Origin of the sequence: Paenibacillus sp. FSL L8-0641 (assembly GCF_038006265.1) — a bacterium.
Classification (GTDB): Bacteria; Bacillota; Bacilli; order Paenibacillales; family Paenibacillaceae; genus Paenibacillus; species Paenibacillus polymyxa_D.
Map to the genome: position 1 here is coordinate 1 of NZ_JBBOUW010000001.1, position 25252 is coordinate 25252.

Annotated in this window: 19 protein-coding genes and 3 rRNA genes; 20 read left to right on the forward strand and 2 right to left on the reverse strand. The window is 46.6% G+C overall.

What is annotated here, in order from left to right:
* The 6 genes from dnaA to gyrB all read left to right on the forward strand — a co-directional run bounded on the left by dnaA (position 1) and on the right by gyrB (position 6321).
* Positions 1 to 1347, forward strand: coding sequence for a chromosomal replication initiator protein DnaA (gene dnaA, locus MKY16_RS00005; protein WP_250241425.1), 1347 nt, complete (start codon positions 1 to 3; stop codon positions 1345 to 1347).
* A gap of 186 nt (positions 1348 to 1533) precedes the next feature.
* Positions 1534 to 2676, forward strand: a complete 1143-nt coding sequence (gene dnaN / locus MKY16_RS00010) for a DNA polymerase III subunit beta (RefSeq protein WP_029518977.1) — start codon at positions 1534 to 1536, stop codon at positions 2674 to 2676.
* 47 nt (positions 2677 to 2723) lie between these two features.
* A complete protein-coding gene (gene yaaA, locus MKY16_RS00015) occupies positions 2724 to 2942 on the forward strand; it encodes a S4 domain-containing protein YaaA (protein ID WP_029518979.1) in 219 nt (72 codons plus the stop codon).
* A gap of 54 nt (positions 2943 to 2996) precedes the next feature.
* Positions 2997 to 4112, forward strand: coding sequence for a DNA replication/repair protein RecF (gene recF / locus MKY16_RS00020; protein WP_013308098.1), 1116 nt, complete (start codon positions 2997 to 2999; stop codon positions 4110 to 4112).
* 16 nt (positions 4113 to 4128) lie between these two features.
* Complete coding sequence (remB, locus tag MKY16_RS00025; protein ID WP_007433255.1) at positions 4129 to 4380, forward strand: extracellular matrix regulator RemB; 252 nt, start codon at positions 4129 to 4131, stop codon at positions 4378 to 4380.
* Positions 4381 to 4410: 30 nt separating this feature from the next.
* Positions 4411 to 6321: a DNA topoisomerase (ATP-hydrolyzing) subunit B gene (gyrB, locus tag MKY16_RS00030; RefSeq protein WP_013308100.1), complete on the forward strand. Its 1911-nt coding sequence runs from the start codon at positions 4411 to 4413 to the stop codon at positions 6319 to 6321.
* 141 nt (positions 6322 to 6462) lie between these two features.
* On the opposite strand, the gene MKY16_RS00035 is transcribed toward gyrB, so the two are convergent.
* Positions 6463 to 7290 (reverse strand): YheC/YheD family protein, encoded by an 828-nt coding sequence (locus MKY16_RS00035; RefSeq protein WP_029518980.1) that lies wholly within the window; start codon positions 7288 to 7290, stop codon positions 6463 to 6465.
* A 466-nt stretch (positions 7291 to 7756) separates the two neighbouring features.
* On the opposite strand from MKY16_RS00035, the gene gyrA reads away from it, so the two are divergent.
* The 6 genes from gyrA (at position 7757) to MKY16_RS00065 (ending at position 17688) form a co-directional block, all read left to right on the forward strand.
* On the forward strand, positions 7757 to 10321 hold the full coding sequence (gene gyrA / locus MKY16_RS00040) for a DNA gyrase subunit A (RefSeq protein WP_318627822.1): 2565 nt from the start codon (positions 7757 to 7759) through the stop codon (positions 10319 to 10321).
* Between the two features lie 212 nt (positions 10322 to 10533).
* Positions 10534 to 11622: an HD-GYP domain-containing protein gene (locus tag MKY16_RS00045; protein WP_340957533.1), complete on the forward strand. Its 1089-nt coding sequence runs from the start codon at positions 10534 to 10536 to the stop codon at positions 11620 to 11622.
* 321 nt (positions 11623 to 11943) lie between these two features.
* A 16S ribosomal RNA gene (locus MKY16_RS00050) occupies positions 11944 to 13499 on the forward strand.
* A 345-nt stretch (positions 13500 to 13844) separates the two neighbouring features.
* Positions 13845 to 16773 (forward strand): 23S ribosomal RNA (locus MKY16_RS00055).
* A 144-nt stretch (positions 16774 to 16917) separates the two neighbouring features.
* Positions 16918 to 17034 (forward strand): 5S ribosomal RNA (rrf, locus tag MKY16_RS00060).
* Together the 16S, 23S and 5S rRNA genes form the textbook arrangement of a ribosomal RNA operon.
* A 234-nt stretch (positions 17035 to 17268) precedes the next feature.
* A complete protein-coding gene (locus MKY16_RS00065; RefSeq protein WP_013308104.1) occupies positions 17269 to 17688 on the forward strand; it encodes a hypothetical protein in 420 nt (139 codons plus the stop codon).
* A 364-nt stretch (positions 17689 to 18052) separates the two neighbouring features.
* Here MKY16_RS00065 and MKY16_RS00070 read toward each other — a convergent pair whose 3' ends face one another.
* Positions 18053 to 18580 carry a hypothetical protein gene (locus MKY16_RS00070; protein WP_029519392.1) on the reverse strand — a complete coding sequence of 176 codons (528 nt, stop codon included), beginning with the start codon at positions 18578 to 18580 and terminating at the stop codon, positions 18053 to 18055.
* A gap of 399 nt (positions 18581 to 18979) precedes the next feature.
* Here MKY16_RS00070 and MKY16_RS00075 point away from each other — a divergent pair, with 399 nt between their 5' ends.
* The 8 genes from MKY16_RS00075 (at position 18980) to yabA (ending at position 25186) form a co-directional block, all read left to right on the forward strand.
* Positions 18980 to 19165: a sigma factor G inhibitor Gin gene (locus MKY16_RS00075; RefSeq protein WP_023986422.1), complete on the forward strand. Its 186-nt coding sequence runs from the start codon at positions 18980 to 18982 to the stop codon at positions 19163 to 19165.
* A 143-nt stretch (positions 19166 to 19308) separates the two neighbouring features.
* On the forward strand, positions 19309 to 20892 hold the full coding sequence (locus MKY16_RS00080) for an aminotransferase class I/II-fold pyridoxal phosphate-dependent enzyme (protein ID WP_340953553.1): 1584 nt from the start codon (positions 19309 to 19311) through the stop codon (positions 20890 to 20892).
* Positions 20893 to 20995: 103 nt separating this feature from the next.
* Complete coding sequence (gene tmk, locus MKY16_RS00085; protein WP_029519390.1) at positions 20996 to 21643, forward strand: dTMP kinase; 648 nt, start codon at positions 20996 to 20998, stop codon at positions 21641 to 21643.
* A gap of 74 nt (positions 21644 to 21717) precedes the next feature.
* Complete coding sequence (locus MKY16_RS00090; protein ID WP_007427998.1) at positions 21718 to 22047, forward strand: cyclic-di-AMP receptor; 330 nt, start codon at positions 21718 to 21720, stop codon at positions 22045 to 22047.
* A 197-nt stretch (positions 22048 to 22244) separates the two neighbouring features.
* Positions 22245 to 22688 (forward strand): YaaR family protein, encoded by a 444-nt coding sequence (locus tag MKY16_RS00095; RefSeq protein ID WP_013308108.1) that lies wholly within the window; start codon positions 22245 to 22247, stop codon positions 22686 to 22688.
* 161 nt (positions 22689 to 22849) lie between these two features.
* Positions 22850 to 23845: a DNA polymerase III subunit delta' gene (gene holB / locus MKY16_RS00100; RefSeq protein ID WP_023986424.1), complete on the forward strand. Its 996-nt coding sequence runs from the start codon at positions 22850 to 22852 to the stop codon at positions 23843 to 23845.
* Positions 23846 to 23983: 138 nt separating this feature from the next.
* Positions 23984 to 24784, forward strand: coding sequence for a PSP1 domain-containing protein (locus tag MKY16_RS00105; RefSeq protein WP_013308110.1), 801 nt, complete (start codon positions 23984 to 23986; stop codon positions 24782 to 24784).
* 27 nt (positions 24785 to 24811) lie between these two features.
* Positions 24812 to 25186, forward strand: a complete 375-nt coding sequence (yabA, locus tag MKY16_RS00110) for a DNA replication initiation control protein YabA (protein ID WP_025722558.1) — start codon at positions 24812 to 24814, stop codon at positions 25184 to 25186.
* Positions 25187 to 25252: the final 66 nt, after the last annotated feature.

Sequence of the window (25252 nt, forward strand, 5' to 3'; positions counted from 1 at the left end):
GTGGACAGCCATACCTCTGAACTATGGCAGCAAATTCTATCCATCATACAAACCAAGCTGAGTAAGCCGAGTTACGACACTTGGTTTAAGGCTACCAAGGCAGCGAAACTAAATGACCACTCCATTGTGATTTCTGCACCGACAACTTTTGCCGTGGAATGGCTTGAAAGCCGCTATACCAAGCTAGTCGGAGCAACGGTTTATGAGATTTTGGGCAAACAGCTAGAGGTCAAGTTCGTTATTGAAGAGAACAAGCCCGCCGAGGTCGACCTTCAGCAACAACCTCAGCAGCAGCCGGTCGTTCATGAAGAAGCTGTGTCCCATATGCTGAATCCCAAATATACATTCGATACTTTTGTCATCGGATCGGGGAACCGTTTTGCCCATGCAGCATCGCTGGCCGTCGCCGAGGCGCCGGCCAAAGCTTACAATCCGCTGTTTTTATACGGTGGTGTAGGGCTGGGAAAAACGCATCTGATGCACGCTATCGGACACTATATTTTGGAGCACAATCCGGCCAGCAAGGTCGTTTATTTATCGTCGGAGAAGTTTACGAATGAATTCATTAATGCCATCCGGGACAACCGCGGGGAAAGTTTCCGGAATAAATATCGCAACATTGATATTTTGCTCATTGATGATATTCAATTCATTGCGGGCAAGGAATCGACGCAGGAGGAATTTTTCCACACGTTCAACGCGCTTCATGAGGAACGCAAGCAGATTATAATCTCAAGCGATCGGCCACCTAAAGAAATTCCAACACTGGAAGAACGGCTGCGCTCTCGCTTCGAGTGGGGACTTATTACGGATATCCAACCGCCGGATTTGGAGACGAGAATTGCTATCCTTCGGAAAAAAGCGCGGGCGGAAAACCTGGATATTCCCAATGAGGCCATGATGTATATCGCTAATCAAATTGATACAAACATCCGTGAGCTGGAAGGGGCACTTATTCGCGTTGTCGCCTATTCTTCCTTAACCAATCAGGATGTAACAAGTCATCTCGCGGCTGAGGCGTTGAAGGATATTATCCCGTCCAGTCGTCCAAAAATGATTACGATTCAGGATATACAGCATCAAGTCGGGGAATTTTACAATCTACGGCTAGAGGATTTTAAAGCGCGTAAGCGGACGAAGGCTGTAGCTTTTCCACGACAGATTGCCATGTATCTGTCTCGTGAGCTAACCGACTATTCTTTGCCGAAAATCGGCGAAGCTTTCGGTGGGCGTGATCATACGACTGTCATTCATGCGCACGAAAAAATCTCCAAATCCATTCAAGTGGATCAGGATCTGTTTAAAGTTATCAACAACCTAATAGAAAAAATCAAAAATCCAACCTGAACAAGTTCAGAGCCTATACACAATTTATACACATGTGGATAGGCTTGATTTTATTAGGGTTACAGTGACTTATCCACATATTCAGTGCGCCTATTACTATTACTAATATATTTTAAAGATATACATCACCTAAATAAGGCTCGCGTCAACGCGTGCTTGAAGGATTAAAACCCGTAGGAGGAACTTATGAAGATCAGCATTCTGAAAAACGTTTTGAACGAGGCTATACAACATGTATCCAAAGCGATATCAAGTCGAACTACGATTCCAATTCTGAGTGGTATTAAGCTGGATGTGAATCACCAGGGAGTAACGCTGACCGCCAGCGATACAGACATCTCGATTCAATCCTTTATTCCGATGGAGGATGGTGACCAAACTGTCGTTCAGGTCGAACAACCCGGTAGTGTTGTGCTGCCAGCCAAATTCTTTGTCGAAATTATCAAAAAGTTGCCGTCGCAGGAGATCCGTATGGAGGTAAAAGACCAATTCCAAACCTTTATCTCGTCCGGTGCAACTGAAATTCAGATTGTTGGCTTAGATCCTGAAGAATTCCCGGTGCTTCCCAACATTGAAGAAAATCAAGTCATCTCTGTGCCAGGAGATTTACTTAAAAATATGATTAAACAGACGGTGTTCTCCATTTCCACCCACGAAACGACACCGATTTTAACCGGCGTGTTGTGGAATCTGGCTGAGGGGGAACTGAAGTTTGTGGCAACGGACCGCCACCGCCTTGCCACCCGCAGCGCTCATTTGGAGACGTCTGAAGGCTTGCGCTTTAGCAATGTTGTCATTGCGGGCAAAACGCTGAATGAGCTGAGCAGAATTATTCCAGACCAAAATATGCTTGTGGATATCGTAGTAGCGGACAATCAGGTATTATTCAAAGTAGATCGGGTGCTATTTTATTCCCGCATCTTGGACGGCACCTATCCTGATACTTCTAGAATTATTCCGACCTCCTACAAAACAGAACTGATTGTGGATACAAAAAGTTTAAGTGAGTCAATTGACCGTGCTTATTTGCTGTCCCGTGAGGAAAAAACGAATATCGTAAAAATGCAGTCGCTGGAAAATGGCGGTTTGGAAATTTCCTCTAGTTCCTCTGAGCTTGGCAAAGTGCGTGAGGAAGTAACGGTGTCCAAATTTGAGGGGGAGCCGCTCAAAATTTCGTTCAACTCCAAATACATGCTTGACGTGCTGAAGGTGATTGACAGCGAGCAGCTGACGATTGCTTTTACCGGCATTATGAGTCCCATTATTTTAAAACCGGCAGATTCCAGCAATGCGCTGTATATCATCCTGCCATATCGCACAACCAACTGATGTCTAGCGTTAACCCACCTGAGGACAACCGAAAGGATGAACAAGCCTTGAAACCAATATCTATACAGACCGAATACATCAAGCTCGATCAATTTTTAAAATTAGCCGATTGTGTATCCACAGGAGGCATGGCTAAAGCCCTGCTGCAAGAGGGACAAGTCCGTGTGAATGGTGAACCGGAAGAACGTCGTGGAAGAAAACTGTACCCAGGTGATACCGTAGAAGTAGAGGACAACGGAAGTTTCGAGGTTACAGCAGGAGCATGATCGCCTGGGTGGCAAGGACTCCTTTTAGGTACGGAGTAACAAGGGGGACCCTATGTGTTTGTGAACAACATTGTTTTGCAGCAGTACCGGAACTATGAGCAGCTGGAACTGAATGAATTTGGTCCCGTTAATTTGCTGATCGGACAAAATGCGCAGGGCAAAACGAATCTGGTAGAGGCGATTTTTGTACTAGCTTTAACCAAAAGTCATCGAACGTCCCGCGACAAGGAGTTAATCTCTTTCGGGGCTACTTCCACTCACCTAGCCGCAGATGTGGATAAAAAATACGGGAAAATCAGACTGGATCTCGCGTTATCCACACAAGGCAAAAAAGCAAAGATCAACGGACTGGAGCAGCGTAAATTGAGCGATTTTATCGGTTCGTTAAATGTGGTCATGTTTGCACCTGAGGATCTGGAAATTGTGAAAGGAACACCGGGGGTTCGCCGCCGGTTTCTTGACATGGAAATCGGCCAGGTTGCGCCAGGCTATCTGTATCATTTGCAGCAATACCAGAAAGTATTGGTTCAGCGAAATAACCTGCTCAAGCAAGCTTGGGGTAAGGATATGGCGTCAGTGCAGCTGATGCTGGAGGTATGGAATGAGCAACTTGTTGAGCATGGTGTTAAAATTGTTAAAAAGCGGAAACAATTTATAACAAAGCTACAAAAGTGGGCTCAGGCTATTCATGAAGGGATCGCAGGTGGGACGGAAGAGTTAAAATTAACCTATGTTCCCTCCTTCAGTGAGCCAGAGGAAGAAGATGAAGCTGTCTTATTGGAGCGATTTATGATAAAGTTATCCCAAATGAGGGAACAGGAAATCCGCCGTGGCATGACTTTGGCGGGACCCCATCGTGATGATTTAGCCTTTGCCATTAACGGCAGAGAAGTGCATACGTATGGCTCTCAGGGGCAGCAGCGGACGACGGCCCTGTCCTTGAAGTTGGCCGAAATTGAGTTAATTCATGAGGAAATTGGTGAATATCCTGTCTTGCTGCTGGATGATGTTTTGTCCGAGCTGGATCCCTATCGTCAAACCCAGCTGATCGAGACCTTCCAAAGCAAAGTACAGACCTTTATCACGGCAACCGGGGTTGAGACTTTGAACGCAGAACGACTCAAGGATGCCAATATTTATCACGTCCACGACGGGCATGTGGAACACTAAGGAGTGAGTGACCGCTATGTATATTCATCTGGGTGGAGAAAAAATCATCCGCTCGTCAGAGCTTGTGGCTATTTTCGATATCTCGATTGAAAAATCCTCTAAAATCTCCAAGCAATACGTGAACCATGCCCAACAGCAAAAGCATGTCGAGATGATTGGCGAAGAGGAAGCCAAGTCCATCGTAGTTACTCAGAATACGGTGTATTATTCCCCCATCTCCTCAACAACACTCAAAAAGCGGGCAAACCAGTTTGTTGCCAATGCTTAACCATAGAATCTATAGAAGTAGGTGAAAGGCATGTCTATGAATCAACCGTCTTATGATGCGGGCGAGATTCAGGTCCTTGAGGGCCTGGAGGCGGTTCGGAAACGTCCCGGGATGTATATTGGCTCCACAAGCGCCAAAGGTCTCCATCATCTGGTCTGGGAAGTTGTGGACAACAGCATTGACGAAGCGCTGGCGGGTTATTGTGACAGCATTCAAGTTGTGGTTCACGAAGATAACAGTGTTACCGTTACAGATAATGGACGTGGTATTCCAGTAAGCGAACACGCCAAAATGAAAAAATCTGCGCTGGAAGTCGTTATGACTGTGCTTCACGCAGGCGGTAAATTCGGAGGCGGAGGGTACAAGGTATCCGGTGGTCTGCACGGGGTTGGGGTATCGGTAGTGAACGCTCTCTCCAGCAAAATGATTGTTCATGTTAAACGAGACGGACATCTGTATGAGCAGGAATATCACCGTGGTGCTCCGCAGTATGATGTCAGAGTCATCGGTGATACAGACGAGACGGGTACCCAAACGACCTTCTATCCGGACGATCAAATCTTTACAGAAACGACCGTATATGATTATGATACGCTCCAAACGCGGATTCGTGAGTTGGCTTTCCTGAATAAAGGCATTGCAATCAGCTTGACTGACGAACGGACGGGAGCTAGCGATACATTCCATTACGAGGGCGGAATCAGTGAATATGTGCAATTCTTGAATCAAAAAAGAGAAGCACTACATGAACAGCCGATTTATGTCGAAGGCTCGCGGGATATGATTCAAGTCGAAGTTGCATTGCAATATAACGACAGCTATACCGAAAATATTTATTCTTTTGCCAACAACATCAACACCCATGAGGGCGGAACTCACGAATCAGGTTTCAAGAGTGCATTAACCCGGATTATAAACGATTATGCACGTAAAAATGGCTTGATTAAAGACAACAATGCCAACCTGACCGGTGACGATGTGCGTGAAGGATTGACGGCAATTATCTCCGTCAAAATTCCAGAACCACAGTTTGAGGGTCAGACCAAGACAAAGCTGGGTAACAGTGAGGTGCGAGGGATTGTCGAATCCTTATTCGCAGAGAAACTCCAGGAGTTCCTAGAGGAAAATCCGTCTGTTTCCCGCCGCGTGGTAGATAAATCATTACAAGCAGCACGTGCCCGGGAAGCAGCGCGTAAAGCGCGTGAGCTTACACGTCGCAAAAGTGCGCTGGAAATCAGTTCGCTCCCAGGCAAGTTGGCGGATTGCTCCTCTAAGGATGCTTCGATTAGTGAACTGTACATTGTCGAAGGTGACTCCGCAGGGGGATCAGCCAAGCAGGGGCGTGATCGTCACTTTCAAGCTATTTTGCCGATTCGTGGTAAAATCCTGAATGTTGAAAAGGCACGCTTGGACCGTATTTTGTCCAGTGATGAAATCCGGTCGATGGTAACAGCAATGGGTACAGGGATCGGAGACGACTTTGACATCGCCAAAGCCCGTTATCACAAGGTCATCATCATGACAGATGCGGATGTCGACGGCGCCCATATTCGTACGTTGTTGCTGACGTTCTTCTATCGGTACATGCGTAAAATCATTGATGCAGGCTATATTTATATTGCTCAACCACCATTATTCAAAGTAGAGCGTAACAAAGTTGTACGTTATGCGAACTCCGAGGCGGAACGTGATGAGATCATCAGGGAATTTGGAGAAAACGCGAAGTACAATGTACAGCGCTATAAAGGTTTGGGTGAGATGAATGCGACCCAACTTTGGGAAACTACGATGGACCCTGAGAGTCGTACTATGCTTCAGGTAACTGTCAGTGACGCGATGCTGGCTGATACACTGTTCAATACCTTGATGGGTGATAATGTAGAACCTCGTCGTGACTTTATCCAAGAGCATGCAAAGTACGTGAAAAATCTTGATTTCTAATGTGTAACGTTCCTTCCTAGTGGCTGTATTACATGCTCATTAGGTAGTATTTTGTAAGAGTTCACGAGGGGCGCCCAAATGGGCGTCCCTTTTCTTGTCATTAACCAGCCCGGGTGTATTTGAATATCTAATCTCATTGTTTTAGGCTTTTTTCTTAGAGCGCACGGGTTTACCTGTCGACGGAGAGTATCGGCCGTAGCCTACTGCATATCTAAATATTTTATGATAGAGGCTTTTGTTTGGAAGGGAAGAGAATACCTTGATTGCTGGTCTCGTATTAACCTCAAGAATCCACGGATAATTTTGCTGATCCAGTCCCACATCTAATCCGATTTCCCTTAAACGTGGGTATTTTTTTTGCAACTGCCAGGCTACCCGTTCGCCCATTTTCGATAATTTTTGCTCCAGTCGTACAGCTTCCTTTACATCCATATATGGAGCGACCAGCTCATTGAAAAAGCGTGTTGTCCCACCGCTGTGATGATTGGTGACGACTTTGTCAGGAGCAGCTACGCGTCCTACAATAAGTGTTGTTTCCCATTGGTGTCTCAAGTTCATCTGGGTTAATACCCTCAGATCGAAGGGGCGTTCTTCATGCTGAAGAAGTGGAATTCCACGTTGGATCAGATATGGACGTTTTCGTATGCGGGAAGAAACCACTCTGTGCAGATCTTCTAGACTTTCGAAGGTGAAAATGTCTACTTCATAGCGAAGCACATACCAAGTTCTCTCTTCGATGATTCCTTCTTCTGTCGGCGGGAGCGGCTCTGTCAGCCTCTCTGCCCGCATAACCCCTTTTCCATAAGTACCGTTATCCGGCTTAATATAGACAGTACCATACACGGCCAACATTTCGTTTAAGTGATCAAATGTGTACAACCGTGTTTCCGGTACATAAGCAGCCAATGTCGGATTGGGGAGAATGGCATTTGTTTTGGTCCACTTACTGGATACTCGTTGAATAGACAAGTAATCTCATCCCTTTCTTTTCGAAATATGAGTCATGTACTTGGAATCCGCAACACTTTAACAAAACAAGGGAAACTAAAGGACAAGCGCGTAAAACAATGATATAATAGAGAAATACGGCGTTTTTCGGAATTTTGCTAATTGAACCCTGACCGTATACGTATTGTATGTGGAAAAGGCCCTTATGGTGGGGGCTAATCCCCAGCTCTGGGGAATTTGTTATAATCAGGGCTTGTGAGTTGTACAAGAGAATAGCGATCTGCTACAGGCAGAAAGAGAATGACGAGGGATTTACGCTGTAAAGAGGACAGATGCGTTTAATTGTGCTCTTTTTGTGAAAGTAATATAATTATACAGATGAGGATTTCAGCCAAAATCCTGCGCAGAGAGCGGAGTGTATAGGCAGTATCTTGTTAGGCTTTTCACATAGAGAGCATTGTATTGAAGGATAAGAAGGAGGACCAGCATGGCGGATCAAAATAACTCGCAAATCATCAATAGGGATATCGGAGTGGAAATGCGCGAATCCTTTATGGATTATGCCATGAGTATTATTGTTAGCCGTGCCTTGCCTGATGTGCGGGACGGACTGAAGCCGGTACACCGTCGTATTTTGTATGCGATGTCCGAGCTAGGCATGTCGCCAGATAAGCCTTACAAAAAATCGGCAAGAATCGTCGGCGAAGTTATCGGTAAATATCACCCTCATGGTGATACGGCTGTATATGATACGATGGTGCGGATGGCGCAGGATTTTTCCTTGCGTTACATGTTGGTGGATGGACACGGTAACTTTGGCTCCGTGGATGGAGATATGGCCGCTGCGATGCGTTACACCGAAGCACGGTTGTCCAAGATTGCCATGGAAATGCTACGTGATTTGAACAAAGAGACCGTTGATTTTATGCCGAACTACGATGGTGAAGAGAGCGAGCCTGTCGTATTACCAGCACGTTATCCTAACTTGCTGGTGAATGGGGTCGGCGGGATTGCAGTCGGGATGGCTACCAATATTCCTCCGCATAACTTGGGAGAGGTTATCGATGGTGTACAAGCACTGATCGAAAACCCTGACATTACGCCGATGGAACTTATGGATTATATTCAAGGACCGGATTTCCCGACAGCAGGTTATATTTTAGGACGCTCTGGTATCCGTCAGGCGTACCAGACGGGCCGCGGATCTGTGACCATGCGTGCAAAGACCACCATAGAAGAGATCGGCAATAAAGCACGGATTATCGTGCATGAGCTGCCTTACCAAGTGAATAAGGCTCGTCTGGTTGAGAAAATTGCCGAATTAGTACGTGACAAACGTATTGAAGGCATTACGGATCTGCGTGATGAATCGGACCGTACGGGTATGCGTGTCGTTATTGAGTTGCGTAGAGACGTGAACCCGAATGTCGTTCTGAATAATTTGTTTAAACATACAGCTATGCAGTCGAATTTCGGTATTAATATGCTTGCCATTGTAAACAACGAACCGAAGATTCTAAACCTGAAGGATGTCTTGTATCATTATCTCAAACATCAGGTCGAAGTTATTCGTCGCCGGACAGAATTTGATCTGAAAAAGGCCGAAGCTAGAGCACACATTCTGGAAGGCTTGCGCATTGCTCTTGACCATCTGGACGAAGTTATTGCCTTGATTCGTTCTTCCCAAACTGCAGAAGCAGCTCGTGAAGGACTGATTGAGCGTTTCTCGCTCACTCTTGAGCAGTCTCAGGCTATTCTCGATATGCGTCTGCAACGTTTAACCGGTTTGGAACGTGAGAAGATTGAGAACGAATATAACGAGCTAATACAAAAGATTGCGGAATACCGTGAGATTTTGGCGAACGAGCATCTGGTACTCAACATCATTAGCGAAGAGCTGAATGAACTTAAAGGGCGTTTCGCTGATGAACGTCGCACTGAAATTACAGTGGGTGAAGAGAGTATTCTGGATGAGGATCTCATTCCGCGTGAAGATGTTATTATTACTGTAACCCATACGGGATATATCAAACGCCTTCCTGTTACCACCTATCGCAGTCAAAAACGCGGTGGTCGTGGTGTAGTTGGTATGGATACCAAAGATGAGGATTTCGTAGAGCATCTGTTCATTACGAATTCACATCATCATTTGTTATTCTTTACCGACAAGGGTAAGGTATATCGAATTAAGGCCTATGAGATTCCTGATCTAAGCCGGACAGCCCGGGGAACACCGATTATTAACCTGATTCAGATTGAACAGGGTGAGTCGATCAATGCGGTAATTCCAATCGAGGAATTTGTGGAGGATAGCTATCTTTTCTTTGCGACTCAGCATGGGATTATTAAGAAGACACCGCTTGACGACTATGCAAATATCCGCAAAGGTGGCTTGATTGCCATTAACTTGCGTGAAGATGACGCCCTGATCGAAGTGAAGCTGACGGACGGACAGCAGGAAATGATTATTGGTACAGCACAAGGCATGTCTATCCGTTTCCCTGAAAGTGATGTACGGTCTATGGGCCGTAGCGCTACAGGGGTTAAAGGGATCAACCTTGATGAGAGTGATGCTGTAATTGGTATGGACATCGTGGATACCAGCCTGGATATCCTGATTGTAACGGCCAAAGGTTATGGCAAGCGTACCCCTGTTATGGATTATCGTATCCAAAGCCGTGGAGGTAAGGGGATCAAGACGATTAATGTTACGGAAAAAAATGGTCCAGTTGTCGGTCTCAAGGTTGTAAAAACCGAAGAGGATCTGATGATTATTACAGCTAGTGGCACCTTGATTCGGACCAGCATGGGGGAAATCTCCACGATGGGTCGGAATACACAAGGGGTAAGATTGATTAATATTCGCGATGATGATTCGGTTGCAACGGTTTGTCGAGCGAACAAGAATGAGGAGCAGGATGAACTGCTTGAAGAATTATTAGAGGGTGGGGAAGCTGGAGAGGGCTCATCTCTATCATCTGTTGAACCAACTCTCGAAACGAATACAGAAGGTGCGGAAGGTAACGACCCAGAATCTTCTGAGGGCGAATAAGAGCCTGAATATGGAACAACAGTAGTTACTAAATTTTAGATGGAAGAGACTCTCTGACTATTTGGTCGGGGAGTCTTTCTTTTTCTGGCTAACGAATTCAGACAAGTATGCTTTAAATGGCATAAAATGAATGTACAGGATCAATCCCAAGTAATATAATGACATCATAACTGGCAGCTGGAGCAGCTGTTGTGAGAACAGAGAGGTTGACCATGACAACTGTACCCGTATCCGAATTAAAAGCAGGACTTAGATTGCAAAGCGATGTATTTACAGAAATGGGCAGCTTGCTGCTACCGAAAGGGCGCATTCTGCTACCACGTGACTTGGAGATTTTACAGGCGTTCCTGATTCAGCAAGTTGAGGTAGGGACGGATGATCTTACAAAATTCAGTAGCGAGTCTACGACTGTTCGATCTGGAATATCTGAATCGCAAGGACCTTCGTTAGATGGACGAGATGAATCTGAACAATTTCAGGATGAGTATGACAAAATGGTGATGCTCGTTAAGAACGCATTTCAATCGGTACTCGTCTCTAATTTATCTATATATGAACTGCGAGGACAATTGGAGTCCTTACTGGTGCATATTCAGCGCTATAATGTAATGACCTATACTCCGCCCGCCATGATCGAAGTGGACTATATTTTTCACAACGCCGTGCTAACCTCCCTTACTTCCTACTCCATTGCACAATGGATCGGATTACCTCAAAAGGATTGGATGCAGGTGGCTTTTGCTGGATTGCTTCATGACATAGGGAACGCTAAAATGGACCCGGCCATTCTGTACAAGCCCTCCAAACTAACGTGGGAAGAGCAAGAAGAAATACGTAGTCATACATCACTAGGATACCAGTTGCTTAAAAATGTGAAAGCTATTAACGAAGGTGTGCGTTTGGCAGCTCTTCAGCATCATGAGAAAGTGGACGGTACTGGATATCCACTGCGTCTTAAAGGTGAACAAATCCACATCTACGCTAAAATTGTTGGAGTGGCTGATGTATTCCATGCCATGACTCTAGAGAAAACATACCGGCCTGCCCAATCACCGTATCTGGTTCTAGAGCAAATCAAGTCAGAATCATTTGGAAAGCTGGACCCAAGTGTTGTACAAGTTTTTATTCATAAGTTAACCCAATTCAATAATGGAACCAAGGTGCGCCTCAATGATAACCGTACAGGGGAAATTATATTTGCTGATCGAGATCATCCGACTCGTCCGTTGATTCAAGTAGATGGGGAAATTATTAACTTAATGCTGCAAAGAGAGCTTTATATTGAGTGTATTGTTACTTAACTAAGTATTTTGAAAAAAGAGTTGCATACTGTAAGAAAAGTATGATATATTATTTCTTGTCGCTTCAAGTGTTATCAAGAAGAGCGAAAAACACTTTTGAAAAAAAAGTGTTGACATAACTCTAGGGAATATGATACACTATAAAAGTTGCTGAGGGGTTGAATAAAACACCGAGGCGGACAATGGATGTTTGATCTTTGAAAACTGAACAACGAGTGAGTAAAACGATTTTGTTCGCAAAATCAAACAAGAGATATTTTTTATCTCGTCAGTTTCAAAATGAGCTTATCGCTCTTTCTATAAACCAGCTTCGGTTGGTCTTTAATGGAGAGTTTGATCCTGGCTCAGGACGAACGCTGGCGGCGTGCCTAATACATGCAAGTCGAGCGGGGTTATGTAGAAGCTTGCTTCTACATAACCTAGCGGCGGACGGGTGAGTAACACGTAGGCAACCTGCCCACAAGACAGGGATAACTACCGGAAACGGTAGCTAATACCCGATACATCCTTTACCTGCATGGGCGAAGGAGGAAAGACGGAGCAATCTGTCACTTGTGGATGGGCCTGCGGCGCATTAGCTAGTTGGTGGGGTAAAGGCCTACCAAGGCGACGATGCGTAGCCGACCTGAGAGGGTGATCGGCCACACTGGGACTGAGACACGGCCCAGACTCCTACGGGAGGCAGCAGTAGGGAATCTTCCGCAATGGGCGAAAGCCTGACGGAGCAACGCCGCGTGAGTGATGAAGGTTTTCGGATCGTAAAGCTCTGTTGCCAGGGAAGAACGTCTTGTAGAGTAACTGCTACAAGAGTGACGGTACCTGAGAAGAAAGCCCCGGCTAACTACGTGCCAGCAGCCGCGGTAATACGTAGGGGGCAAGCGTTGTCCGGAATTATTGGGCGTAAAGCGCGCGCAGGCGGCTCTTTAAGTCTGGTGTTTAATCCCGAGGCTCAACTTCGGGTCGCACTGGAAACTGGGGAGCTTGAGTGCAGAAGAGGAGAGTGGAATTCCACGTGTAGCGGTGAAATGCGTAGAGATGTGGAGGAACACCAGTGGCGAAGGCGACTCTCTGGGCTGTAACTGACGCTGAGGCGCGAAAGCGTGGGGAGCAAACAGGATTAGATACCCTGGTAGTCCACGCCGTAAACGATGAATGCTAGGTGTTAGGGGTTTCGATACCCTTGGTGCCGAAGTTAACACATTAAGCATTCCGCCTGGGGAGTACGGTCGCAAGACTGAAACTCAAAGGAATTGACGGGGACCCGCACAAGCAGTGGAGTATGTGGTTTAATTCGAAGCAACGCGAAGAACCTTACCAGGTCTTGACATCCCTCTGACCGCTGTAGAGATATGGCTTTCCTTCGGGACAGAGGAGACAGGTGGTGCATGGTTGTCGTCAGCTCGTGTCGTGAGATGTTGGGTTAAGTCCCGCAACGAGCGCAACCCTTATGCTTAGTTGCCAGCAGGTCAAGCTGGGCACTCTAAGCAGACTGCCGGTGACAAACCGGAGGAAGGTGGGGATGACGTCAAATCATCATGCCCCTTATGACCTGGGCTACACACGTACTACAATGGCCGGTACAACGGGAAGCGAAATCGCGAGGTGGAGCCAATCCTAGAAAAGCCGGTCTCAGTTCGGATTGTAGGCTGCAACTCGCCTACATGAAGTCGGAATTGCTAGTAATCGCGGATCAGCATGCCGCGGTGAATACGTTCCCGGGTCTTGTACACACCGCCCGTCACACCACGAGAGTTTACAACACCCGAAGTCGGTGGGGTAACCCGCAAGGGAGCCAGCCGCCGAAGGTGGGGTAGATGATTGGGGTGAAGTCGTAACAAGGTAGCCGTATCGGAAGGTGCGGCTGGATCACCTCCTTTCTATGGAGAATCGTTTCCTGCAATGGAAACATTCAAATATGAAGCGTAAGCTTCAAAACTACTCACTCGTTGCTCAGTTTTGAGAGCTCAAACTCTCAAGCTTCGACGAATACTTCATTCACACATTCGTGTGGAGCCGAAATATTCATCGGGTTTCGCTTCGATGAAGCGAATTGCACCTTGAAAACTGGATACCGAAACGAAATTGCGTTTTAGAATATTCCTTTAAGCTGATCTTGTGTAAACAAGTGAAATAAAGGTAGCAGGTAAGGAAAGATCTTTTGCCTTTGGCAAAAATCATTCTTTATCGAACATCGACATTTTCTTTTATCAAAGAAAAGTCTAGGTTAAGCTACAAAGAGCACACGGAGGATGCCTAGGCGCCAGGAGCCGACGAAGGACGTGGCGAACAACGATAAAGCCTCGGGGAGCTGTAAGCAAGCTTTGATCCGGGGATGTCCGAATGGGGAAACCCGGCTGTCTTCATCGACAGTCACTTTCTGCTGAATACATAGGCAGAATAGAGGCAGACCAGGGGAACTGAAACATCTAAGTACCCTGAGGAAGAGAAAACAATAGTGATTCCGTCAGTAGCGGCGAGCGAACGCGGATTAGCCCAAACCAAGGAGCTTGCTCCTTGGGGTTGTGGGACGTCTCACATGGAGTTACAAAGGAACCGGTTAGATGAAGAGGTCTGGAAAGGCCCGCCAGAGAAGGTAAAAGCCCTGTAGTTCAAAACTTGTTCTCTCCGAGACGGATCCCGAGTAGTGCGGGGCACGTGAAACCCCGTATGAATCCGGCAGGACCATCTGCCAAGGCTAAATACTCCCTGGCGACCGATAGTGAAGCAGTACCGTGAGGGAAAGGTGAAAAGCACCCCGGAAGGGGAGTGAAATAGATCCTGAAACCGTGTGCTTACAAGAAGTCAGAGCCCGATCTATGGGTGATGGCGTGCCTTTTGTAGAATGAACCGGCGAGTTACGTTCCCGTGCAAGGTTAAGGTGAAGAGCTGAAGCCGCAGCGAAAGCGAGTCTGAATAGGGCGAATGAGTACGTGGACGTAGACCCGAAACCGGGTGATCTACCCCTGTCCAGGGTGAAGGTGCGGTAACACGCACTGGAGGCCCGAACCCACGCATGTTGAAAAATGCGGGGATGAGGTGGGGGTAGCGGAGAAATTCCAATCGAACCCGGAGATAGCTGGTTCTCCCCGAAATAGCTTTAGGGCTAGCCTCGGAAAACAGAATCGTGGAGGTAGAGCACTGATTGGGTGCGGGGCCCGCAAGGGTTACCAAGCTCAGTCAAACTCCGAATGCCATAGATTTAGTTCCGGGAGTCAGACAGTGAGTGCTAAGATCCATTGTCGAAAGGGAAACAGCCCAGACCATCAGCTAAGGTCCCCAAGTGTGTGTTAAGTGGGAAAGGATGTGGAGTTGCACAGACAACCAGGATGTTGGCTTAGAAGCAGCCACCATTGAAAGAGTGCGTAATAGCTCACTGGTCGAGTGACTCTGCGCCGAAAATGTAACGGGGCTAAACACACCACCGAAGCTATGGCTTGATGCTTTGCATCAGGGGTAGGGGAGCGTTGAATGCGGGTTGAAGGTGTACCGTAAGGAGCGCTGGACTGCATTCAAGTGAGAATGCCGGTATGAGTAACGAAAAGATCTGTGAGAATCAGATCCGCCGAAAGCCTAAGGGTTCCTGAGGAAGGTTCGTCCGCTCAGGGTAAGTCGGGACCTAAGGCGAGGCCGATAGGCGTAGTCGAAGGACAACAGGTCGAAATTCCTGTACCACCGTAATCCGTTATGAGCGATGGGGTGACGCAGTAGGGTAGTGACGCGGACGGATGGATGTCCGTCTAAGCAGTGAGGCTGGTGTGTAGGCAAATCCGCACATCGTTAAGGCTGGGCTGTGATGGGGAGCGAAAATTGTAGTAGCGAAGGTCATGATCTCAGACTGCCAAGAAAAGCCTCTAGCCAGGAGAAGGTGCCCGTACCGCAAACCGACACAGGTAGGCGAGAAGAGAATTCTAAGGCGCGCGGAAGAACTCTCGTTAAGGAACTCGGCAAAATGACCCCGTAACTTCGGGAGAAGGGGTGCCTCGGTAGGGTGAATAGCCCGAGGGGGCCGCAGTGAAAAGGCCCAAGCGACTGTTTAGCAAAAACACAGGTCTGTGCGAAGCCGCAAGGCGAAGTATACGGGCTGACGCCTGCCCGGTGCTGGAAGGTTAAGGGGAGTGGTAAGCCCTTCGGGGCGAAGCTATGAACCGAAGCCCCAGTAAACGGCGGCCGTAACTATAACGGTCCTAAGGTAGCGAAATTCCTTGTCAGGTAAATTCTGACCCGCACGAATGGCGTAACGACTTGGGCGCTGTCTCAACGAGAGATCCGGTGAAATTTTAATACCTGTGAAGATGCAGGTTACCCGCGACAAGACGGAAAGACCCCATGGAGCTTTACTGCAGCTTGATATTGAATTTGGGTACGATCTGTACAGGATAGGTGGGAGCCGTCGAACTTTGAGCGCCAGCTTGAAGGGAGGCATCCTTGGGATACCACCCTGATCGTATCTAGGTTCTAACTTGGTACCGTAAACCGGTGCGAGGACAGTGTCAGGTGGGCAGTTTGACTGGGGCGGTCGCCTCCTAAAGAGTAACGGAGGCGCCCCAAGGTTCCCTCAGAATGGTTGGAAATCATTCGAAGAGTGCAAAGGCAGAAGGGAGCTTGACTGCGAGACCTACAAGTCGAGCAGGGACGAAAGTCGGGCTTAGTGATCCGGTGGTACCGCATGGAAGGGCCATCGCTCAACGGATAAAAGCTACCCTGGGGATAACAGGCTTATCTCCCCCAAGAGTCCACATCGACGGGGAGGTTTGGCACCTCGATGTCGGCTCATCGCATCCTGGGGCTGAAGTAGGTCCCAAGGGTTGGGCTGTTCGCCCATTAAAGCGGTACGCGAGCTGGGTTCAGAACGTCGTGAGACAGTTCGGTCCCTATCTGTCGTGGGCGTAGGAAATTTGAGAGGAGCTGTCCTTAGTACGAGAGGACCGGGATGGACGTACCGCTGGTGTACCAGTTGTTCCGCCAGGAGCACCGCTGGGTAGCTATGTACGGAAGGGATAAGCGCTGAAAGCATCTAAGCGTGAAGCCCCCCTCAAGATGAGATTTCCCAATTAGTAAGACCCCTTGAAGACGACGAGGTAGATAGGTTGGGGGTGGAAGTGCAGTAATGCATGGAGCTGACCAATACTAATCGGTCGAGGGCTTATCCTAAGATAAAACGCAATGAGTTTCGGATCCAGTTTTCAGGGTGTAAGCTTTGTATTGTATAAGCTCAAGTGGCTTATATGGAACAAGTAAACACACAGCATTTGGCGATGCTGATTCCTGAAAAAGAATTTACGATGTAAATTCATGTTTGGTGGCGATAGCGGAGGGGTTCCACACGTACCCATCCCGAACACGACCGTTAAGCCCTCCAGCGCCGATGGTACTTGGACCGCAGGGTCCTGGGAGAGTAGGACGTCGCCAAGCAACAGGTGAAGAGGACCATGATCTCATTGAGATCATGGTCCTCTTTTGCATATACGTATATTTTGGGAATATCCTTGCAAAAGGAAGGTAACATTTTTGTTACGGAATGTAAGAGTAAACCCTGTATAATATAGGTATTGAATCCCATACACACACGCTGCATTGTTGCAGAATTATGCAAACTCCATCATAGGATTTTTGTATAATCAATCAGGCTGGTAAGGAGGGAAGATCATGCGGCGAAATAAATGGCTTGCTCTATTGGTGCTATTCAGTGTCGCTGTCGCGATTCTTACCGGGTGCGTGGAAGAGGAGCCTTCTTGGACATCGTTTGAGGGTGCTGCTAACGAGAAGACGTTTCCGGTTCCCAAAGAAGCTAGTAAAACCGATCGGGCCAGCAGTAATTCGGACATGGACTATGTTCGCTATGCACTGCCAGCGTTGAAGGAAAGTGATAGTCTACCTGCTCCTTATCTAGAGGAGATTGCAGCTTGGGGCTGGACTGAGGAACCGAATCTATCCACCTCCAATCAGAAGGTGTTTCAGAAAAATAAACACATGGTGCATTTGTCTGTGCATGATGGTTCTTTTACTGTATTGGTTCCAAAAGACAGAAAGGCTGTTGTGAAGAGCAAAAGCGTGGATCTTAATTAGGAGTACGGTTTTCAACCGGTAAGCAGCATAGGACTTAATGTAGATCATATTTATAGTAAACTCATAGCGTATCGTATGCTGTGTATAATGATGAATGATGAGATTGGATGTGGGGAAGCACTCAGAACTGCCGTTGAGTAGGGAGTAGCTTCCTTTTATATATTTGCATGTTGAATAATCTTTCTACATTTAACGAGGATAAAGTTGAGGGAAAGTTTACTTGATAAGAGAATAAAGCGATTATGGTTGTTAAGTCGCAAAAAAAGGAGTAACCGATTGAGGTTGCTCCTTTTTGCTTCAGTCTAGATCGTTGTAGGTAGTTCAGATCCGGATTTTTTATCTGTACGGATATGAGTGGTTAGATTTACTGTTGATAATATGAGGCATCTTCATCGGTAAACTTCAACATGCCGTCTTTTCTCTCGCCCGTAAGCCGACTGAGGATGTATAGACGCGGTGCAATAAGCCATAGATGCCAGAAGAGTAAGGATACCGTAAAGGCTGGTGGAGACCAGAGAATGAATACGCCTGATAAGCAGATACCGATCCAGAGGGTATGTATGTGCACACGACGAAAGATGCTATAGCCTATGTACTGGTCTGTCATATAGCCTAGCCAGGGTAACTTACGGTGGAATGCCCAGCGTTTGCGGAAGGATGCTCCGCCACCGATGTATAGGACAGATCGTGAGATTACGAAGTGTACCCATAAGGTAAGGAAAAAGGCAAGAGCAAACAAAAACACGCTAGTCCAGGAAAAGGCAAGAAGCAGAAAGAGAAGCATAATAATAGGCAGTGAAATATGACTCCATACTAGTTGACGCGGTATACTGATTTTTTTAATGAGCTTGTAGTGATAGTAGGTAGCTTTGGTTCCGGTTTCCTCTGTCATGCGAACAGTCCTTTCATTAATCTACTGCATCACAAGTGGCTTCCCGTCCACAGCCGGAAAAAGGGACGGTACTTCGCTCATGCCGCTTTAAATAAGCATTTAATTGTTTTTGTAGAAATACAGAATGATCGACATCCAGTGTTAGCTAGCCTACTCTATAATTACTGGAAAAGCTATCACTGATGAAGTGTTCAAGGCTCCGATGAAAGGGTATCCATACATAAGAGCTTTTCTTATTATATCGGCATAGACGGCTGTTTTTTAAACATACGGGGTACAAACACCATAATGACCCAGGAGGAATATATATAGAGTATATCGTCAAACTGAGCTATGAAAAGGTTTAAAATAGTAGAAAGTGCCCCATACTAATAGTAAAAGAAACAAGGTGGGATGGATATGCATGATCAAGGCGGTCACCGCTGTATTATATGCGGACAGCACAAGCATGAAGGCATTTTTATCGTTTCCGAGTTTATCTGTGATACGTGTGAAGCTGAAATGGTACACACGGATGCAACTGATGCCAAATATCATTTTTTTATTGATCAACTAAAGCAAATCTGGGTACAGAAAAATGCATAATATCCTTTGCTAATTAGTCTTTGAAGGATTGGCATTCAAGGTCTGTCGATACGGGCCTTTTTTTCTGTGAGTAAAAGTAGGATTCCGCTTGATTTTACGATAAAATAAGGTAGATATAAAGCTTTGTTTGGAAGGATTGCAGAATGATGGGGAAAAAGGCGGTACACGCACCATTAATGGAAGCCCTAATACGTTACCGGACTCAGGGCAATGCTTCTTTCCATGTGCCCGGTCATAAAAATGGACAAGTATATGAGCATGAAAATATTGCATCTCTGTTGCAAGAAGTGATGTCTATTGATGCGACAGAAATTACTGGACTGGATGATTTGCATCACCCAGAAGATGTGATTCGTGAAGGGCAAGAGCTGGCTGCAAAGTGTTTTGGTGCTGAAGAGAGCTTTTGGCTAATTGGAGGAAGCACGGTCGGTAATTTGGCTATGATTTTAACTGTATGTACGGAGCCGGGAGATCTACTGCTGGTACAGAGAAATGTACACAAATCTGTCCTGAACGGTCTCATGCTGTCAGGGGCTAATGCGGTATTCCTGGATCCGGAAATAGATACACAAAGCGGGCTGGCGGTTGCCCCAACAACGGATACAATAAAGGCTGCACTGAAGGCCTATTCTTCGGCTAAAGGGGTGTTACTTACACTACCTAATTACTATGGGATGGGGCATGACCTGACGGCAACGGCTAAGGCTTGTCATGCAGCCCATGTGCCGCTATTGGTAGATGAGGCACACGGTGCCCATTATGGACTACATCCTCGTTTGCCAGCCTCTGCGCTATCCTGCGGGGCTGATGTAGTCGTCCAATCGACACATAAAATGCTCCCAGCCATGACCATGGGGGCCATGTTACATGTGCAGGGAAAGAGAATTCATCGGGAACTACTTCGTCAGCGACTGGCGATGGTGCAAAGCTCTAGCCCTTCTTATCCGTTAATGGCTTCATTGGATTTGGCAAGATGGTATATAGAGGCGTATGGAGCAGATGCTTTTACCATGGGCTTAGCGGCAGTAGATGCTTTTAGAAAGGGCCTGGAGCAGCTCCCGCGCTTTCGCTTGTTAGAACCTACACAGCAGGCACTAGAGGGGGAATACGCTCACAGGGGAATCTCTGAGGTCCTAGAAAGGGCTGAGGAGGGAATAAGCAGATATTCAACCCAGGATCCTTTTAAATTGGTGCTGTATGATACATGGGGTATACTGAATGGATTTGAACTCAAGCACGAATTGGAGTCTTACGGATGTGTTCCAGAGATGAGCGACGAAAAACATGTTGTTTTATTGTTTACGTTAGGCTCTACGGCTAAGGATGCGAGTCACCTGTTGCAGGCTCTTGTGCATATAAATAATGATATAAGATTTAAGGAGACGGCTGGTGAGCCGGGGCCAACGGAAAAAGAGCAGCAAAGACTCGAATTAGATTTTTCCACGTGGAACAATGATAGAATGAAGGTATACTCTATTCCGGTGCCGTTTGGTCTTCGACCGATTAGCCCCGATCAGATGGAGACGGTGCCTGTAGAGGAATGCGCTGGCAGGGTAGCGGCCGAAATGATTATCCCGTATCCTCCAGGTATTCCACTGCTATATGCAGGAGAAACGATCACAGAAGCGATTGCACTGCGGATGGGTCGTCTACGTAAGCTGGGAGCCAAATGGCACGGGGTAGCAGATGAAAGTATGCTTACAATTCGGGTATTCCGTTTACAATAAAGATTAGATACTAGAGACTTAACAAATACAGAAGACTGAATAAAAGAAGCATACGTGGCCTGTGGGTGACTTTTATTTTTCAGACAGGAAAGCAGGGAATAACATGAATCGCAAAGGCATTTTTATTACACTGGAGGGGGGAGACGGCTCCGGTAAAACAACTATGATTCAACGGCTGGCGAAGTTTATGGAGGAAGAAGGCTATCCAGTCATCACGACAAGGGAGCCGGGTGGCATCGAAATTTCCGAAAAGATTCGTTCTATCATTTTGGACCCTGCTCATACCAGTATGGATGCTCGAACAGAGGCACTTTTATACGCGGCGGCACGGCGTCAGCATTTGGTGGAGAAGGTAAAGCCGGCTATTGAACAGGGAGCTATCGTATTATGTGATCGTTTTGTGGATAGTAGCTTAGTCTATCAAGGATTTGCAAGAGGAATCGGAATTGAAGAGGTAGCTTCAATTAATCGCTTTGCGGTAGATGATTGGGAGCCGGATGTCACATTTTATCTGGATATTGAGCCCGAACTGGGATTGGCAAGAATTAGTGCGTCACGAGGAGCAGAAATGGACCGCCTCGACATGGAGAGTATATCGTTTCACCATAAGGTGCGAGAGGCATATTTGGAGTTGGCTCGCAAATTTCCGGAGCGAATTACAATTGTTGATGCATCTCCGGCGCCAGAGCAGGTGGAGCAAGTATTGAAGGATTTGCTGAAAACACGGTTTGCTCAGAATTTTAGCATATAATTGTCGAAGGATATACGGTAAAATTGAGCTAGGGACAAGGTTGTCTCTAATATGACTTGAAGGAGGAATACAGGATGAAGCTGATTATTGCGATTGTACAGGATAAGGACAGTAATAGATTATCCAGCGGACTGGTGAAAGCTAATTTCCGTGCTACCAAATTGGCGAGCACAGGAGGATTTCTGCGTGCAGGTAATACGACATTTATGATCGGTGTTGATGACAATCAGGTGGACTCATTAATGAACGTCATTCGCAGCAGTTGCAAGGTTCGTGAACAGCTGGTCACACCCGTTACCCCTATGAGCGGGACGACGGACTCCTATTTACCGTTGCCTGTTGAAGTGCAGGTGGGTGGAGCGACGGTATTCGTGATGCCTGTAGACCGTTTCGAGCATTTCTGAATCTACACAATAGGGCCTATTCTGCCGATATGATAGGGGAATCGCCTGTATCTTCCTGCATGATGGGAATGAGGGCAGATCTACTAAAACGGCAGCGCTACAGCGCAGTCCCCGGAAAGCCGAAGAAACCCTGAGTTCTAGGTTGAACTGTTCATGAAGGGGGAAAGTGGAAGCATCCGGGGAGAAAGCAGGTTTATATGAAAATAAATCCGGGCTATCGCCCTTTACAAAGTACATTGTCTACAAATGAAATGAGTGCAAAGCCAATTCAGCCCAAGAGCTTCTCCGACGTTATGCAGCAAAATGGTGAGCAAGCTTCGCAGGAGGAATTGAATCGGCGCTTTAAGGAAATACAAATGCAGGGAGATCGTCTTGCACGTTCAATGACGATTCGTGAGCTGAAGGCCTATAAGATGCTGGTTAAACGGTTTTTGGAAGATACCGTTCGGCGAGGCGTGTCCATGAAGGACACGAAGGGCTGGGATCGCCGGGGACGCAGCAAACGTTATAAGCTGATTGATGAAGTGGATGAGCTGTTGCTCAAAATGGCAGATGAACTGCTCGAAACCGAGCAAGGCAAGATTGAGCTTTTGCAAGGGGTCGGTGAGATCAGAGGATTGCTAATTAATCTCTCATTTTAATGCAGACTTATGTTATAAATGAATACAGACGGGCTATTGCCACGAAGAAATAATCTGCTTGCTGATCATGCTGGCAGATTATTTTTGACTATGTACATGCCTGGAAGAACAACGATTTGCCGATGGATCACAGTTGTTTTCAGTGGAGAAAGTGAGGAAATATGTCTTTTCAACATATAATGGGCCAGGATGTAGCCAAAAAAATGCTGCAAAGTGCACTACGGAATCATACGGTCAACCATGCCTATGTTTTTAGCGGGCCGCCGGGAAGCGGGCAGATGAACATGGCGCAGATCTTTGCTAAGGCTTTATTTTGTGAGCGACAGACGGACGATGCATGTGGGGAGTGTTTGTCATGCCGCAAGGTAGAGCACGGGAATCATCCAGATTTGCATATTGTAGAGCCGGATGGAGCTACGATTAAAATTGATCAGATTCGCGGGCTTCAACGTATATTTTCTTACAAATCTGAAAGCTCCAATCCGAAGGTATATATCATCCGACAGGCGGATACCATGACAGTGCAAGCTGCTAATAGCTTACTTAAATTTCTGGAGGAGCCCCAAATTCCAGTGGTCGGTATACTCATTTCTGAAAATGGACAGGCGTTGCTGCCTACGATTCAATCACGGACGCAGCAGGTTCCTTTCCACGCTTTACAGCCGGAGGTGATGATGCAGGCATTAATTGGGGAAGGCTATACGGCAGGGCTTGTCCGGTCGGTCGTTCATATTGCTTCAGGACTGGAATCATGTAGAGAAATTCTCCAGCAGAATTGGTTTGCAGAAATTAGAAACGTAGTGTTACAATTAGTGAAGGAGTCCATGAGTCGGGGGAGCTCGTCTATTATTCTGGCTCAACAGAAGATTTTTAAAACTGGACTTTCTGAACACCTGGATATTCTGTTTCATCTGTTTCATTTGTGGTTTAAGGATATGCTTCATTTCCGTTACGGAAGGCACGAAAGCATTGTTTTCATAGATCATTTGGAGTCCGTCTCCAAATTGGCAATCACCCGCAGCACGGAACAATGGGTCTCTTATATGGATTTGGCCGCGAATTGCAGGAAGAAGCTCCGTTTTCACGTCAACGGGCAGTTATGCGTGGAGCAGCTTCTGATTGGGTTGTCCGATACAAGCGGTTCTATCACCGGCTAACAGGAAGGCGCGCTTGTTCCACTCTGCACAATCCGCGACGCCAGGTTCCCGGTTTGTGCGACAGTGAGACTTCAATTGCGGCCATTCGTACAATGTCGGCTTCAAATGAGGTTTAGTGGCATACAAGGGGGTTAATTTTTGTATAGTGTAGTGGGTGTCCGTTTCAAGAAGGCGGGCAAGACTTATTATTTTGATCCGCTGGATCTTCCAGTGGAGAAAGAAAACTGTGTCATTGTAGAGACCGCGCGCGGTATTGAATATGGCAAGGTTGTAGTGGGCAAAAAAGAGGTAAATGATTCGGATGTTGTCCTGCCCTTAAAAAAAGTCATTCGTATTGCTGGGGATGATGACGCTCTTGTGGTAGAAGAGAATAAATTAGCGGCCAAGGATGCATTCGGCACGTGTTTAAATAAAATTAAAGACCATGGCCTTAAAATGAAATTGGTAGATGTAGAATTTACATTTGACCGCAATAAGATCATTTTTTATTTTACGGCAGAGGGTCGAGTAGATTTTCGAGAGCTTGTAAAGGACTTGGCCAGTATTTTTCGTACACGGATCGAGCTGCGGCAGATCGGCGTACGGGATGAGGCTAAAATGCTTGGCGGAATTGGACCTTGTGGACGTATTCTGTGTTGCTCCTCATGGCTGGGGGATTTTGAGCCGGTATCTATTAAGATGGCGAAGGATCAGAGTTTGTCGCTGAATCCGACGAAGATTTCCGGGTTGTGCGGGAGATTGATGTGCTGTCTCAAGTTTGAACATGATAACTACGAAAGTATGCGAGAAGAGCTACCTCAGGTGGGTAAGATGGTTATCACCTCTTTGGGGGAAGGTAAAGTCGTAGGTGTGAATGCAGGTCATCGCACGGTGCATGTTCAACTGTTTGAGATCAGTAAGGTCAAGGAACTTCCAATGGACGATGTAGTCGTCAAGTAAACCATTAGGTTGCTTCGGGGTGGAAACTTGGATAAATTAAATGTTTTTGCGCGTATTCACGAAATGGAAACCCAAATGGGACAGTTGCATAGCGATCTGGGTGAATTGAAACTGGCAGTTAAAGAGCTGCTGGAGGAAAATCAACGACTAACGATTGAAAACGAACAGGTGCGCAAGATGCTCAAACGTGAAACCTCTGGAGAAGAAAAGACGGCAAACAAGCCGAAGCTTCCTCCTCCGATCGTCATTAAGGATGAAGGGCAAACGGGTGAGGTCGTGGGCGAAGGCTACGACAATCTAGCAAGGCTGTATCATGAAGGATTTCATATATGCAACGTGTATTACGGACATTTGCGAACGGAAGGCGATTGCCTCTTCTGTCTGTCATTTTTGAATAAATAAAAACAAGCCGTAGGAGCAAGATGCCTACGGCTTTTTTTGTAGGGAAGTATGAGTGAAAAGCGACTT

Bases quoted from the DNA above. Each gene is read 5' to 3' on its own strand.
- MKY16_RS00045 (WP_340957533.1), top strand. From the start codon at position 10,534: ATGACAACTGTACCCGTATCCGAATTAAAAGCAGGACTTAGATTGCAA.
- MKY16_RS00070 (WP_029519392.1), bottom strand. From the start codon at position 18,580: ATGACAGAGGAAACCGGAACCAAAGCTACCTACTATCACTACAAGCTC.
- MKY16_RS00065 (WP_013308104.1), top strand. From the start codon at position 17,269: ATGCGGCGAAATAAATGGCTTGCTCTATTGGTGCTATTCAGTGTCGCT.
- remB (WP_007433255.1), top strand. From the start codon at position 4,129: ATGTATATTCATCTGGGTGGAGAAAAAATCATCCGCTCGTCAGAGCTT.
- MKY16_RS00095 (WP_013308108.1), top strand. From the start codon at position 22,245: ATGAAAATAAATCCGGGCTATCGCCCTTTACAAAGTACATTGTCTACA.
- MKY16_RS00090 (WP_007427998.1), top strand. From the start codon at position 21,718: ATGAAGCTGATTATTGCGATTGTACAGGATAAGGACAGTAATAGATTA.
- MKY16_RS00075 (WP_023986422.1), top strand. From the start codon at position 18,980: ATGCATGATCAAGGCGGTCACCGCTGTATTATATGCGGACAGCACAAG.
- MKY16_RS00080 (WP_340953553.1), top strand. From the start codon at position 19,309: ATGATGGGGAAAAAGGCGGTACACGCACCATTAATGGAAGCCCTAATA.
- dnaN (WP_029518977.1), top strand. From the start codon at position 1,534: ATGAAGATCAGCATTCTGAAAAACGTTTTGAACGAGGCTATACAACAT.
- gyrB (WP_013308100.1), top strand. From the start codon at position 4,411: ATGTCTATGAATCAACCGTCTTATGATGCGGGCGAGATTCAGGTCCTT.
- holB (WP_023986424.1), top strand. From the start codon at position 22,850: ATGTCTTTTCAACATATAATGGGCCAGGATGTAGCCAAAAAAATGCTG.
- tmk (WP_029519390.1), top strand. From the start codon at position 20,996: ATGAATCGCAAAGGCATTTTTATTACACTGGAGGGGGGAGACGGCTCC.
- gyrA (WP_318627822.1), top strand. From the start codon at position 7,757: ATGGCGGATCAAAATAACTCGCAAATCATCAATAGGGATATCGGAGTG.